The sequence below is a fragment of the Polaribacter sp. Asnod6-C07 genome, assembly GCF_045063625.1.
In the GTDB taxonomy this organism is placed as follows: domain Bacteria; phylum Bacteroidota; class Bacteroidia; order Flavobacteriales; family Flavobacteriaceae; genus Polaribacter; species Polaribacter vadi_A.
This window is the reverse complement of sequence record NZ_JBEFOF010000005.1, coordinates 3,439,989-3,454,475: the sequence shown is the minus strand read 5'-3', so window position 1 is coordinate 3,454,475 and position 14,487 is coordinate 3,439,989. Positions and strand designations below refer to the sequence as shown.

General features: G+C 26.6%; 16 protein-coding genes. 11 read left to right on the top strand and 5 right to left on the bottom strand.

Annotated elements, in window-relative coordinates; genetic code table 11:
• Positions 1–42: 42 nt before the first annotated feature.
• Both ACJJVK_RS15040 and ACJJVK_RS15035 read right to left on the bottom strand, forming a co-directional pair.
• A complete protein-coding gene (locus ACJJVK_RS15040; protein ID WP_215996020.1) occupies positions 43–408 on the bottom strand; it encodes a PUR family DNA/RNA-binding protein in 366 nt (121 codons plus the stop codon).
• An 80-nt stretch (positions 409–488) separates the two neighbouring features.
• Complete coding sequence (locus ACJJVK_RS15035; RefSeq protein ID WP_405567461.1) at positions 489–2,243, bottom strand: ABC transporter ATP-binding protein; 1,755 nt, start codon at positions 2,241–2,243, stop codon at positions 489–491.
• Between the two features lie 147 nt (positions 2,244–2,390).
• Here ACJJVK_RS15035 and nusB point away from each other — a divergent pair, with 147 nt between their 5' ends.
• From nusB to ACJJVK_RS14995, 8 genes are all read left to right on the top strand, one after another.
• Positions 2,391–3,329, top strand: a complete 939-nt coding sequence (nusB, locus tag ACJJVK_RS15030) for a transcription antitermination factor NusB (RefSeq protein WP_405567459.1) — start codon at positions 2,391–2,393, stop codon at positions 3,327–3,329.
• A gap of 51 nt (positions 3,330–3,380) precedes the next feature.
• Positions 3,381–3,845, top strand: coding sequence for a DUF1573 domain-containing protein (locus ACJJVK_RS15025; RefSeq protein WP_405567456.1), 465 nt, complete (start codon positions 3,381–3,383; stop codon positions 3,843–3,845).
• A 13-nt stretch (positions 3,846–3,858) separates the two neighbouring features.
• Positions 3,859–4,152 (top strand): preprotein translocase subunit YajC, encoded by a 294-nt coding sequence (gene yajC / locus ACJJVK_RS15020; protein WP_215996024.1) that lies wholly within the window; start codon positions 3,859–3,861, stop codon positions 4,150–4,152.
• Between the two features lie 101 nt (positions 4,153–4,253).
• Positions 4,254–5,192 carry a CdaR family protein gene (locus ACJJVK_RS15015; RefSeq protein ID WP_405567453.1) on the top strand — a complete coding sequence of 313 codons (939 nt, stop codon included), beginning with the start codon at positions 4,254–4,256 and terminating at the stop codon, positions 5,190–5,192.
• Entirely contained in the window at positions 5,193–5,783 is a 591-nt protein-coding gene (gene coaE / locus ACJJVK_RS15010; RefSeq protein ID WP_405567450.1) for a dephospho-CoA kinase, read from the top strand.
• A gap of 112 nt (positions 5,784–5,895) precedes the next feature.
• Complete coding sequence (locus ACJJVK_RS15005) at positions 5,896–7,464, top strand: sensor histidine kinase KdpD (protein WP_215996027.1); 1,569 nt, start codon at positions 5,896–5,898, stop codon at positions 7,462–7,464.
• Positions 7,465–7,474: 10 nt separating this feature from the next.
• Positions 7,475–8,176: a response regulator transcription factor gene (locus ACJJVK_RS15000; protein WP_405567447.1), complete on the top strand. Its 702-nt coding sequence runs from the start codon at positions 7,475–7,477 to the stop codon at positions 8,174–8,176.
• A gap of 73 nt (positions 8,177–8,249) precedes the next feature.
• A complete protein-coding gene (locus tag ACJJVK_RS14995) occupies positions 8,250–8,870 on the top strand; it encodes an L-threonylcarbamoyladenylate synthase (RefSeq protein WP_405567444.1) in 621 nt (206 codons plus the stop codon).
• A gap of 78 nt (positions 8,871–8,948) precedes the next feature.
• Here the strand turns inward: ACJJVK_RS14995 and ACJJVK_RS14990 are convergent, their stop codons facing one another.
• Entirely contained in the window at positions 8,949–9,947 is a 999-nt protein-coding gene (locus ACJJVK_RS14990) for a glycosyltransferase family 2 protein (RefSeq protein ID WP_405567441.1), read from the bottom strand.
• 46 nt (positions 9,948–9,993) lie between these two features.
• Positions 9,994–10,437 carry a type I restriction enzyme HsdR N-terminal domain-containing protein gene (locus tag ACJJVK_RS14985; protein WP_405567438.1) on the bottom strand — a complete coding sequence of 148 codons (444 nt, stop codon included), beginning with the start codon at positions 10,435–10,437 and terminating at the stop codon, positions 9,994–9,996.
• A 17-nt stretch (positions 10,438–10,454) separates the two neighbouring features.
• On the opposite strand from ACJJVK_RS14985, the gene holA reads away from it, so the two are divergent.
• From holA to ACJJVK_RS14970, 3 genes are all read left to right on the top strand, one after another.
• A complete protein-coding gene (gene holA / locus ACJJVK_RS14980; RefSeq protein WP_405567435.1) occupies positions 10,455–11,456 on the top strand; it encodes a DNA polymerase III subunit delta in 1,002 nt (333 codons plus the stop codon).
• On the top strand, positions 11,457–12,032 hold the full coding sequence (locus ACJJVK_RS14975) for a Crp/Fnr family transcriptional regulator (RefSeq protein WP_405567433.1): 576 nt from the start codon (positions 11,457–11,459) through the stop codon (positions 12,030–12,032).
• 94 nt (positions 12,033–12,126) lie between these two features.
• A complete protein-coding gene (locus ACJJVK_RS14970; protein WP_405567430.1) occupies positions 12,127–12,579 on the top strand; it encodes a DUF1569 domain-containing protein in 453 nt (150 codons plus the stop codon).
• Between the two features lies 1 nt (position 12,580).
• Here the strand turns inward: ACJJVK_RS14970 and ACJJVK_RS14965 are convergent, their stop codons facing one another.
• Positions 12,581–14,437 (bottom strand): LTA synthase family protein, encoded by a 1,857-nt coding sequence (locus tag ACJJVK_RS14965; RefSeq protein WP_405567428.1) that lies wholly within the window; start codon positions 14,435–14,437, stop codon positions 12,581–12,583.
• Positions 14,438–14,487 lie beyond the last annotated feature (50 nt).

Below are 14,487 nucleotides of genomic sequence, written 5' to 3'. Positions count from 1 at the left end.
AATTAACTTAAGTTTTTAGTTAATTTTAAAATATTTTACTGTCTAAATATCATCAAAAGAAACATCTGTAAAACTCTGTGCAGAGTTTGTTTCTTCTGTAGTTGTGTTTTCTTCTTTTTTAAAGTCTTTTTGATGACGTTCACTAATTACTTCATTACCTTTTTCTGTAATGATATAATCAGTTGCTTTTTTTAGCATTTCATGAAAATCAGAAAAATCTTCTTTATATAAATAAATTTTATGTTTTTGATAATGAAAAGATCCATCATCATGCGTAAATTTTTTACTTTCTGTAACAGTTAAATAATAATCGTCTGCTTTTGTAGCTCTTACATCAAAAAAATAGGTTCTTCTTCCTGCTCTTAATACTTGCGAAAAAATTTCCTCCTGTTCAACTCTCTCTGCCATAATCTTTTTTAAATAGTAGTTATTTTTTGTTTGTTATCTGTACAAATCTAACAAAATAATTAATGTAGCAATGTTAAACCTTAAAATTCTTTTTCTAAAAGTTGTTGTTCGTACAAATGTTTATAATATCCTTCTTGAGTTATAAGTTGATTGTGAGTTCCTTGTTGTATTATTTTACCCTCATCTAATACAATAATTTTATCTGCATTTTTTGCTGATGAAACTCTGTGACTTATTATAAAAGTAGTTTTATTTTTAGACACTTTTTCTAAATTAGAAAGTATTTTTTCTTCTGTTTCTGTATCTACTGCTGATAAGCAATCATCAAAAATTAAAATTTTTGGATTTTTAATAATAGCTCTAGCAATAGAAACACGTTGTTTCTGCCCTCCAGAAAGTGTTACTCCACGTTCTCCTAAAATGGTATTATATCCGTTTTTGAAATCAGAAATATTATTGTGAATTACTGCATTTTTAGCAGCTTCAATAATTTCATTTTCAGTAGCATCTTCTTTCCCAAATTTAATATTATTACCAATTGTATCAGAAAATAAAAATGGATCTTGAGGTACAAAACCAATCTGGCTTCTAACATCATTTAAATTTGCTTTTTCAATTGGTTTGTCATCTAATAAAACTTCTCCTTTTGTGCTGTTATATAATCTAGAAATTAACTCAATAATTGTAGATTTACCAGAACCGGTTTTACCTAAAATAGCTAAAGTTTCGCCAGAATTAACTGTAAAGTTGATATTTTTTAAAGCAGTAATATTAGTGTCATCATAAGTAAAAGTAACATCTTTAAAAGTTACTTTTCCGTAAATTTCTGTAGGTGTTTTGCTTTCGTTTTTAATTTCTGGTACTTGATCTAAGAACTCATTTATTCTTGCTTGAGATGCTTCTGCTTGTTGTACCATAGATGTAACCCAACCCACAACTGCAACTGGCCAAGTTAAAATGTTTACATACATAATAAACTCTATGATAACTCCAGATTTTATTTCGCCATTTATATATTGATTACCACCAACGTAAATTACAATTAAGTTGCTGATTCCGATTAAAAAAATCATTAAAGGAAAAAATAAAGCATTTGCTTTTTGTAGGTTGATGTTTTTTTCTTTGCTTAAATCTGAAATGGCATCAAAATCCTTAATAATTGAAGCTTCAATACCATAAGATTTTACCACGTTTATCCCGGAAAAAAACTCTTGATTAAAAGTAGTTAGTTTCGATAAATATTGCTGAACTATTGTACTTCTTTTATGAATGACTCTACTTAAAATAAAGATAGAAATTGATAATAAAGGAAAAGGAATAAGTGTATATAAAGTAAGTTTTAAATCTACTCTAGCCATTTGTGTAAAACCTACTGCAAAAAGTACAATCATATTCATAGTGTACATTACAGCTGGTCCAACATACATTCTTACCTTACCTACATCTTCGCTAATTCTGTTCATTAAATCACCAGTTCTATTCTTTTTATAGAAATTAAGCGATAGTTTTTGGTATTGCTGATAGATTTCGTTTTTTAAATCGAATTCAATTAATCTAGAAGTTACAATAATTGTTTGCCTCATTAAAAAAGTAAAAAAACCACTTAAAAGAGCTAAACCAACAATTAAGAGCACATTCATTAACAGCGCCTCTTTAACAGTTGCTAAATCTGTAACAGAACCATTTAAATAATCTTCTACAGCGTTAAAAGATTCTTTTATTATTCTAGGTACTTGAAGCGCAAGTAGTTTAGATAAGACTGTTATTAACAATCCTGCTAAAATTCGCCATTTGTATTTAGAAAAATATTTGTTTAAATATTGTAATGCTTTCAAAAGAGAATTGAATTAAAAATAAAGCACGAATATACGAGAATCAGAAAGATATATTTTCTTAAAAAAGAATTAAAAAAGTAATGTTGAGAAACTAAATTAATACTACTTTTGCAAAGCAAATTAAAAAGCGATTTTAAGTTCTTTACAATGATTAACAGAAGACATATTCGAGTTAAAGTAATGCAATCTGTGTATGCTATACAACAATCTCATAATGACGATATTATTAGAGAAGAGAAGTTTTTAAAGCACAGTATTCTAAAAATGTACGATTTGTACGTTTTAAACTTTCAATTATTAATTGAAGTACAAAAACTAGCGGCAAAAAAAATAGCGCTTTCTAAAAAGAAAATTCTTGCTACTCAAGAAGATTTAAAGCCTAACACTAAATTTATAGACAATAAACTAATCAATCAACTTACTGAGAGTGTAAGTTTAGAGGGTTATGTTGAGTTAAATAAATTGAATAATTGGGAATTAGATGATGAATACGTAAAAATTATTTTTGATGAATTACAGAAAAGTGATTTATACAAGAAATATTTAAATACTGTTGATGATTCTTTTAAAGTAGACAAAGCTTTTGTAATCGATTTTTTTAAAGAAATTATAGCTCCTAACGAAAAGTTAGCAGAGTATTATGAAGATAAAATGATTTCTTGGGTAGATGATATACCATTTGTAAATACTTGGGTTGTAAAAACTTTAAGCAAGTGTAAGCAAGACAAAACCTTTATATTAAGTAGATTGTATAAAGATAAAGATGATGAAGAGTTTGTGTCTAAATTATTCAAAAAAACAGTTTTAAAACATAAAACTTACGAACAAGATATTACAGCAAAAACGCCAAATTGGGAAACTGATAGAATTGCAGATATAGATATGATTTTAATTAAAATGGCAATTACTGAGTTTGTAAGTTTTCCTTCAATACCAGTAAGAGTTACCATTAATGAATTTATAGAAATAGCTAAAGATTACTCAACAACAAAAAGTAGTTATTTTATAAATGGGGTTTTAGATAAAATATCTAAAGAGTTTACAAAAGACAAAAGAATTGTTAAAATAGGTAGAGGATTACTTTAAGATTAATCATTTAAACAAATATTTATTATTTTTACACAAATTTTAAGAATTATGAGAAAAATAACAATTTTATTCGCATTTATAATTTCATCAAGTTTATATATTTCTTGTGATAAAGCAAACCCAAGTGCAAAGATTAATAAAGAAAATTTAGAAGTAGCAAAAACAAGAGACGTAGCTATTAAAAAAGGTGCAGCTTCAATTGCATTCGAAAACACAGAATTTGATTTCGGTACTGTAAATGAGGGCGAAGTTGTAGAAACTGTTTTTAAAGTTACTAACTCTGGTAAAACAGATTTAATTATTACTGATGCTAAAGTTACTTGTGGTTGTACAGTACCTGTTTGGCCTAAAAAACCTATTAAACCAGGAGAAACTGAAAACATACAAGTAAGATTTAATACAAGTGGTAAAAGAAATAGACAACAGAAAAATATTACTTTAATTACAAATACCGAAACTGGAAGAGAGATTTTAACTCTTAAAGGTATGGTAACACCAAAAGCAAAATCATAATTTAATTTTTATAATGGATTCAGGAACTTTAGCAAGTATGTTGCCATTCGTGGCAATGTTTATCGTCTTATATTTTTTTATTTTAAGACCACAAATTAACCGTCAAAAAAAGGAAAAGGCTTTTCAAGCTGAAATTAAAAAAGGAGCGAAAGTTATTACCACTAGTGGTATTCACGGTAAAATTATCGAGATAAATGCTAATGATAACACTATCACTTTAGAAACAGGGGCAGGTAAAATTAAATTTGAACGCTCTTCAATTTCTATGGAAATGAGTAAAAAACATACAGCACCAGCTAAAAAATAATATTTTATTACAATAAATAAAAGTGAGCTTTTTCTTTAATTAGAGAAAGCTCACTTTTTTGTTTACAAGCTTTTCAGTAGATTGCATTAAATTTAATTTAGGTGAAAACTTCAAAGAAAATACCGAAAACATTTATAACTTTTTTAATAATCTCATCATTAATTTGGTTATTAATTACGTTTTCTAAAGAATATAAATCCGTACTAACTTTTGCTGTAAACTATACAAATATTGCTCAAGATAAGTTATTACAAGAAACACCAATTAAAGAAATAGATATTGCAGTAAAAGCAACAGGTTTTAAGATTTTAAGATCTAAAATTAGAAATAAAATAATAGATTTAGATGCTTCTGTTTTAAAAAGTAAAAAGAATTCTAAATTTTATTTTTTACCCCAAAATCAAACTTTAAAAATACAGAAACAGTTAATCTCTGGTGTAGAATTACAAAAGATTATACAAGATACTATTTACTTAAATTTGGGTGTTTTAACCTCTAAAAAAGTGGCTTTACAACCAGAACTAGATATTAAATATCATATTGGTTATGATCTTTTGGGTGAAATTAGTTATCAACCAGATTCTATTGTTATTTCTGGGCCAAAATCTCAATTAAAAAACATTAATCATCTTAAATTAAGTAAATTAGTTTTAAATGACGTTAAGGCAGATTTTAGCAAAGAAGTAAAAATATTAAATCCAGAAAAACAGAAAAAACTTAAATATAAAGTACTCAAAGCAACAATTTCTGGTAAAGTAGATAAGTTTACAGAAGGTAAATTGCAGGTGCCTTTTGATATTATAAATTTACCAGCAAATACAAACTTAACAACTTTAACAGAAAATATTGAAGTAGTTTTTGTGGTAGCTTTATCTAATTTTACAAAAGTTTCTAAAGCTTCTTTTAAAATTGAGTGTGATTATTCTATATCAGAAAAAAATAATTTAGGCTATTTAATACCTAAAGTTATTACAAAGCCAGATTTTTTAAAGAATATTAAAATTACGCCTACTAAAATTGATTTCTTAATTCAAAAATAAATGAAAATTGTTGGTTTAACTGGTGGTATTGGTAGTGGTAAAACTACAGTAGCAAATTTCTTTGCAGAAAATAAAAATGTTGCTATTTATATTGCTGATGTAGAAGCTAAAAAGTTGATGAATTCATCAGAAATCATCAAACAAAAATTAATTAAGAATTTTGGTAAAGAGTCATACATTGATAATGTTTTAAATAGAAAGTTTATAGCTAATCTTGTTTTTAATAACAAAGAAAAATTATCAGAATTAAATGCAATTGTACATCCAGAAGTAAAAAAACATTTTCAAGAGTTTATCAAAAAAAATAATGATAAAGATTATATTATCTATGAAAATGCCATTTTATTTGAAAGTAAAAGTAATTTATATTGCAATATTATTATAACTGTTTATGCAGATATAGATACTAAAATTAATAGAGTAATTTCTAGAGATTCATCTACTAAAAAAGAAGTATTAAATAGAATGCAAAATCAATGGAAAGACAATAAAAAAATAATACAATCTAACTATATTATTTTGAATAAAAATCTTGATGAAACTAAAATAAAAGTAAGCAAAATCCATCATATTTTAACAGTAAGCTTCTAAATCGTTAGTTAATTTGCAAGGTTATTGTTAAATAACTCTTAAATTCTCTTCATTTTTGTTAATCAACGTTAAAAACGCGAAGTGCAATTTTTTAATGACTTAACTTTGATTTATGGGCAAAAAAATGTTTGTGCTTATTGTTATTTTAATGAGCATTTCTTTAATAGGAATTATTGCTGTTCAGCTCTATTGGATTAACAATGCAGTAGAAAGCAGAAGAGAACAATTTAAAAACGATGTTCAGATTTCTTTGGGTAATGTTGCACAAAGAATTAATGAAAATGAAAGAGCTGCTTTAGAAAAGAAATATCAAGGTATTTTAGAAAGTACGGTTCTTGCAGATGAAGCTCAAATTAAAAATTTTCTATTTCAAGAAATAGATACAACAACAAATGAAAAGTTTACATACGGAGGTACAATTTTAGAAGAAAATTTTAAAATGCCAACTGACTTCTTAGATAATGATAGTATTATCGTTAAAAGGATTAATGTTAAAAATGATTTTTTTCAATCGAAATTAATTAAAGGTGCAGACAATCTATTTTCTACTACAGATGAAAAAAGATATTCTTTTACTAAAAGATTAAAAAGTATAGAAAAAAGTGAATTTGAAGAAATTTTTAGAAATCATAATAAATTAAAACCAATACAAAGTAGAGTTAGTAATAGAGAATTAAATGAAACAATAAAAGAAGAATTACAAAAAAGAAATATCATTTTAGATTTTAAATATGGTGTTTATAGTAATGATGGTTTAGCAACAAAATTAAAATCTGGTTATTATACAATAAATAAGGATGATAGCATTAAATATCCATTGTTTAGTGATGGAGAAGGTATCCCAGAATACTTGTTGCATATTTCGTTTCCATTAAAACACAAGCATATTTTATCTGGTATTTCTAATATATTATTACTTTCTTTATTTTTTATTTTTATAATTATTATTGCTTTTTCAAGTTCTTTGTATCAGTTAACAAAACAGAAAAAAATATCAGAAATTAAAACTGATTTTATAAATAATATGACACACGAATTTAAAACGCCAATAGCAACAATTAACTTGGCTTTAGATTCTATAAAAAACCCTAAAATTATTAGTGATAACGAAAAAGTTTTACGTTACATTAATATGATTAGAGATGAAAATAAAAGGATGCATACGCAAGTAGAAAATGTTTTGCGTATTTCTAGATTAGAAAAAAATCAATTAGATATAAGTAAAAGTGTAATTGATATTCATGATGTTATGGAAGACGCCATTAATCATGTTAGTTTATTAATCAAAGATAGAAATGGCTCTGTCAATACACATTTTGAGGCCATTGTTTCTGAAATATCTGGTAATGAATTTCATTTAACAAATGTTTTTGTTAATATTTTAGAAAACGGAATTAAATATACAGTTGGTGCACCAATAATTGATGTTTATACTGAAAGTACCAACAAGTTTTTTATAATTAAAGTAAAAGACCAAGGAATTGGAATGAGCAAAAATGTTCAAAAAAATGTTTTTGATAAATTTTATAGAGAACAAAAAGGAAATGTACATGATGTAAAAGGTCATGGTTTAGGCTTAGCCTATGTTAAAGAAATTGTAGAAAAACACCATGGTACAGTGTTTGTGGAAAGTGAAAAAGGAAAAGGAAGCATATTTACAGTGAAATTACCTTTAATTTAAAAGTTTAAAAATGGGAAGTAAAAAGATTTTATTAGTTGAGGATGATCCAAATTTTGGAACAGTCTTAAAAGATTATTTAGCGTTAAACGATTATAACGTTACGCATGCAAAAGATGGAATAGAGGGTTTAATTATGTTTAAAAATAGCGATTTCGATTTGTGTATTTTAGATGTAATGATGCCTCGTAAAGACGGTTTTTCTTTAGCACAAGACATTAGAGTTACAAACAAAGAAGTGCCAATTATATTCTTAACTGCAAAAACGTTAAAAGAAGATGTTTTAAAAGGTTATGCAGTAGGTGCAGATGATTATTTGAATAAACCTTTTGATTCTGAAGTATTATTGCACAAAATTAAAGCAATTTTACAAAGAAAAGAAACAGATAAATCTACTGAATCTGAACAGTTTGAGTTTGAAATTGGATCTTTTTTCTTTAATTCTAAATTACGTCATTTATCTGTTGGTAAAGATGGTGAGCCTAGTAAATTATCGCCAAAAGAAAGTAAATTGTTACGTATGTTAGCAATTCATAAAAATGATTTAATGCCAAGAGAATTAGCTCTTACAAAAATTTGGAGAGATGATAACTATTTTACTTCTAGAAGTATGGATGTTTACATTGCAAAATTACGTAAGTATTTAAAAGAAGATGAAAATGTTGAAATCTTAAATATACATGGAGAAGGATTTAGATTGGTTGATAAATCATAGAAATTAGAATTACTTCCTCAAAATAATATAACTCAACTTAGTATTAAGTTGAGTTTTTTTGTATTTTTATAATATGGCAGAATTCATTAAAATATATAATGATAACCCAAATCAAAGAGCAATTGATAAGGTTGTAAGCATTCTAAAAAAAGGTGGTTTAATAATTTATCCTACAGATACTGTTTATGGTTTAGGGTGCGATATTACCAATACAAAAGCTTTAGAAAAAATAGCAAAAATTAAAGGAGTGAAACTAGAAAAAGCCAATTTTTCTTTTGTTTGTAACGATTTAAGTCATTTGTCAGATTATATAAAACAGATAGATTCACCTACTTTTAAGCTATTAAAACGTGCTTTACCAGGTCCTTATACTTTTATTTTACCTGGTAGTAATAATTTGCCTAGAGCTTTTAAGAAAAGAAAAACAGTAGGTATTCGTATTCCAGATAATAATATTGCAAGAACTTTAGTTTCCTCATTAGGAAATCCAATTGTTTCTACATCTATAAGAGATGATGATGATATTTTAGAATATACTACAGACCCAGAATTGATTTATGAAAAATGGCAGAACCTAGTTGATGTTGTAGTAGATGGAGGTTATGGAGATAATTATGCCTCTACAATTATAGACTTAACAGATTCTGAACCAGAAGTTATTAGAGAAGGTAAAGGAAGTTTAAATATTCTTTAGGTTATTTTTTAAGTTGCAAAATTGCAAAGTTGAAAAGTAATAACGTTGTAAAGTTGTTTATTTTTAGTTCTTTAGAAATTATCTTAAATTCTTAAACTCTTTTCTACCTAGAACAAAATATTGCCAGACAATACTCGTGTGCAAATTGTAATCTTGTTTTTTTTGCAATCGTTTACGTTTTTTTAAGAATTTAAAAAAGTTTCTGTAAAAACTAAAATGTGCTTTTAAAATAGCCCAAGTATGAATAGGTCTAAGCTCAAAAATAAACTTAATACCAGCAATTCCATCTAAAACTAAACGAGAAAAAACCACAAACAGAAACCATTTTTTTGGTACATTTTTAACCACATTTAATAAACTATTCCTAAAATTTAAATAGGTTTTATGCGGATTTGTTTCTTGTAAAGTTGCACCACCAACATGGAAAATAGTAGAAGTACCTACATATTTTACTTTATAACCAATATTTTGAGTTCTCCAACACAAATCAATTTCTTCTTGATGAGCAAAATAATCTTCATCAAAACCACCTATTTTATGATAAATAGTTGAGCGAATAAATAGACAAGCACCAGAAGCCCAAAATATTTCTGAAATATCATTAAATTGATTTTCATCTTTTTCTAAATGATTAAAAACTCGGCCTCTACAATAAGGATAACCATATAAATCTATAAAGCCACCACCTGCACCTGCATATTCGAATTTAGATTTGTCTTTATAATCTAAAATTTTTGGTTGAATAATAGCCGTTTTTTCATCACTTTTAAAAACATCTAAAATAGGAGAGAGCCAATTTTTAGTAACTTCTACATCAGAATTAATTAGGCAATAAATATCTGCATTAATATTTTGCAAAGCATCATTATAACCTTTTGCATAACCACCATTTACATCATTTTTAATAATTTTTACTGATGGGAAATTTGCTTTAATAAAAGAAATGGAAATATCTGTAGATGCATTATCTGCTACGTAAATTTCAGCTTCATTGGAACTAAAATTTACAATAGAGGGTAAGAACTGTTTTAGCAGTTTTTGGCCATTCCAATTTAATATTACGATTGCAGTTTTCAAGGTTGCAAAATTACATTTAAAAAATCAGTTAACTTCTAATTTTTACTTAATTATAAGTAGGAATTTCTTGCAAAAAAACATAAGTTTCTTTTTCAAAATCCATTTTACAATAATAATGTTGCAAACCATTGGTTACTATTAAGTAATTTGCTTTTAATTTTAAGTTATAACGTGCAATCTGATCAAAAGTGTCTTGTGTAATTTTTATTTGTGGAGCTTTACATTCAACTATAATATCAGGCTCTCCTTTAGCATTAAAAACCAAAATATCAGTTCTTTTTTTACGATTATTAATAGTTAATTGTTTTTCTAAAGCAATTAAAGTAACAGGGTATTTTTTTTTATCAATTAAAAAAGAAACATAATGCTGACGAACCCATTCTTCTGGAGTTAATACAAAATACTTTTTTCTTAAATTATCAAAAATAAGCGTCTTATTTTCGCTACTTTTGAGTTTGAAATTATATGTAGGTAGATTGAGTTTTTGCATCAATCAAAAGTAATAAAATGAACGAAATTAGAACCATTGTTTCAGATATTAAAAAAGGTAACGTAAAACCCATTTATTTTTTAATGGGAGAAGAGCCTTATTATATTGATAAAATTTCTGATTATATTGAAGAAACTGTGTTAGATGAATCAGAAAAAGGATTTAATCAGCAAGTGTTGTATGGTAGAGATGCAAGTGTAGAAGATATTATCTCTTCTGCTAAACGATACCCTATGATGGCTGAAAAGCAAGTTTTAATTGTAAAAGAAGCACAAGATTTAAGTAGAACTATAGAAAAGTTGGTTTCTTATGCTCAAAACCCACAACCAACAACGGTTTTAGTAATTAATTACAAATATAAAAAATTAGATAAACGTAAAAAGCTACACAAAGCTATTGTAAAATCAGGTTTAATTTTTGAAAGCAAAAAGCTTTATGAAAATCAAGTTGCAGATTGGATTCGTAGAGTTTTAAGCGGAAAAAAATATCAAATAGAACCGAAAGCAGCTCAAATGTTGGTAGAATTTTTGGGTACAGATTTAAGTAAAATATCAAACGAATTAAGTAAGTTGATGTTAATTCTGCCAAAAGAAACCATTATTAACGACAAACATATAGAAGAAAATATTGGTATTTCTAAAGACTTTAATAATTTCGAATTACAAAAAGCAATTGGTGCTAAAGACATTGCAAAAGCCAATAGAATTATAAATTATTTTGTGGTAAATCCGAAAAATAATCCAACAGTAATGACCATTTCTTTACTGAATAATTTTTTTACAAAATTGTTGCTTTTTCACGGTTTGCAAAACAAATCTAAAAGTGCAGTTTCTAAAGCATTAGGAGTTGGTTTTTATTTTATTGACGATTATTTTTTAGCAGCTAGAAATTATCCAATGCGAAAAGTGGCACAAGTTATTGCTTTTTTAAGAGACGCAGATGTTAAGAGCAAAGGAGTTGGCGCAAATCAAACTCAAGGAGATATTTTAAAAGAATTGTTATTTAAAATTTTGCATTAGATGAACGATAAAAATATTCTAATAAAAGAATTAGGAAATATTGGTTTAACTAAAGAAGAATTAAATAATATAGTAAAAGGTTACGAAAAAATGACTTTAAAAAAAGGCGATTTTTTAATTAAAAAAGGAACAATTGTAAAAGGTTATTACCTTGTAATTAATGGTTTTTTACGCTCTTTTGTAATTGATTTTAATGGTAATGAAGTAACCACAAATTTTTATGGTAAAGAGGCTTTAATATTAGAAGAGAACTCTTTTTTTATGCAAATACCTACCAAAGAATATGTACAAGCTGTAGAAAATTGTGAGTTATGGATTAAAAAAATAGAAACATTTAATCAAGATTTTAATTTGTACAAAGCATACAGAGAATGGGGAAGAGCTCATTTGGTTCGCAACTTTTTTAGTTTAAAAGAAAGAACTTTAAGCATGATTACAGAAAAAGCTTCTGATAGATATAAAGAGTTAATTCAAAATCGACCAGAAATAATTCAAAAAGCATCTTTAAAACATATTGCTTCTTTTTTAGGAATTACAGACACTTCTTTAAGTAGAATTAGAAAAGAAATTTTATAATTCATTTCTTGTCATATGGCAAGTAGAGATATAAATTTCTAACCTATTTTTGAAATATATTCGTAAAGGTTTTAATCCAAAGTAAAAATAAAAAATGAAAAATATTTTTGATAAAAGTGTTACTGAAGAAGTAATTGGTAGAATAGAAAAATTATCACCTAAAACTCAACCAAATTGGGGTAAAATGTCTGCGGCACAAATGCTAGCTCATTGTGCTGTAACTTACGAAATGGTTTTTACAGATAAACACGCTAAACCAAATGCTTTTGTAAAGTTTATGCTAAAAGCTTTTGTAAAAAAAGCGGTTGTGGGCACAAAACCTTATCCTAAAAATAGCAGAACTGCACCTCAATTTATTATTTCTGATGAAAAAGAGTTTCTTGTAGAGAAAAAAAGATTGATTGATTATATCAATAAAACTCAAGAATTGGGCGAGAATTATTTTGATGGTAAAGAATCGCTTTCTTTTGGTAAATTAACTAAAGAAGAATGGAATATTATGTTTTACAAGCATTTAGATCATCATTTAACGCAATTTGGAGCTTAATCTATTTTCTGTTTAGAAAATCTTGATAAGCATTTTGAGTAATCGCTTTTCCTAAAGAATCTAGTTGAGTTGTATTTTTACCATCATCTAGAATTGGTTTTTTACTGATGTAATCGTAAATAAAAACACCGTCTTTAGAAATGGTTCCATAACCTTTATTAAAGATATAATGAGCATATTGTTTGTTAGATGTATTAAAGATATTTTTACTAAAAGTAAAATCTTTATTATCGCCATTTACTAAATCTAAAAGAGAATAAGAAAAATCAACTTGACTAGAAATAGCAGGAATTTCGATTCCTTTTTTGTTTAAAGCACCACCCAACCAAAGCATGGGGATTCTAAATTTTTTAGGAGAAAAATAAGGACCCGTATGTTTTGGAGAACTATGTCCATGATCAGACATTATAACAATAATTGTATTCTTATACCAAGGTTGTTTTTTAGCAAATTCTACAAAATTACCAATAGTTTTGTCAGTGTAATGATGTGCACTTCTAAACGTATTATCGTGTGTGTCTTTCCCAAATTTATACTCACCCTTAATGTCATAAGGCTCATGGCTAGATAAAGTTAAAGCAATATTAAAAAAAGGTTCTTTTGGTGTTGTTGATAAATCTTTGGCCAATCTTTTCATAAAAACATCATCGTAAGCACCCCATTTAGAACTCCAATCTTTAGAATCAAAATCACTGCCATCAACAAAATTTGTGATTCCTGCATTTCGTAAATAAGTATTCATATTCCCGAAATTTAAATCTCCACCATAATAAAAAGTTGTTTTGTAACCTAAATCTATCATTTTTTGAGGCAACATTGGTAAACTTCTAGTTTTATTGGGTGTTCGCATTATTCTTTCTATGGGTTGTGGATAATAACCACTTAAAACAGCAGGTATTCCCTTATCTGTTCTATCACCATTTGCATAGAAATTTGTGAATAAAATTCCTTCTTTAGATAGTCTATTTAAGTTAGGGGTAACATTAGGTTCACCACCTAAAGAACCAACAATTTTGGCAGGCAAACTTTCCCAAAGAATTAGAATTACATTTGGTTTATCAGTATTTAAAATAGAATCTATATTAGCATTTAAAAGTTGTTCTCTTCTTTCGCTTTCTATGTTTAGAGCTGTTTGTTCATCAAAATGTTTATAATAATTTATACCATCTGTTTTATGAGTTAACGTGTTAAAGAAATTCCATATAAAATTTATTGCTGCATGATTTGCAAACATTTTATCAGAAAAATAGACATTACTTTGATTAATAGGTACTATTTGTAAACCACCTCTTACAGGTATTAATAATGATAAAGTTAAAATAAGAAAAACGGGTATTTCTAACCATTTACCAGAATCGATAAAACTGCTAAACTTCTTAAGGTTTTTATTAAAAAGCTTAATAAAAATATAAGAAAATACAAACCAAGCTAATCCACCAGAAAACATTTGAAAATTAGATACAGTAGAGAGCATTAATTCTGGCGTATTTAAATAAGGTAGAATAGAAGTATCTAAACGTGTTCCCCAGGCTTGATAAAGACCAGCATCAATCAATAATAATAAGTTTATAATTATGATTAAAACAATTGTATACCATTTTATAAAACTTACAATTATATTTTTATTAATAAATATTGAGAAAATAACCAATAAAAAAGGAATTATAGACAAATATGCAGCAAAAGATAAATCTAACCTTAAACCATATAAAAATGTTTTTAAAATGGTTAAAAAGCTAATATCTTGAGTTTTATCAAAATAATATGTTAGAAAAAATGTGCGTGCAAAAACAAAATATAGCACCCAAAAAATATAGTAGAATACGTTTAACCTAGCTCTATTTAATAAATTTTTCAAAAGAATAATTTTTTACAAAAAAACAACATTATTTTATCGTAAAAAAAATA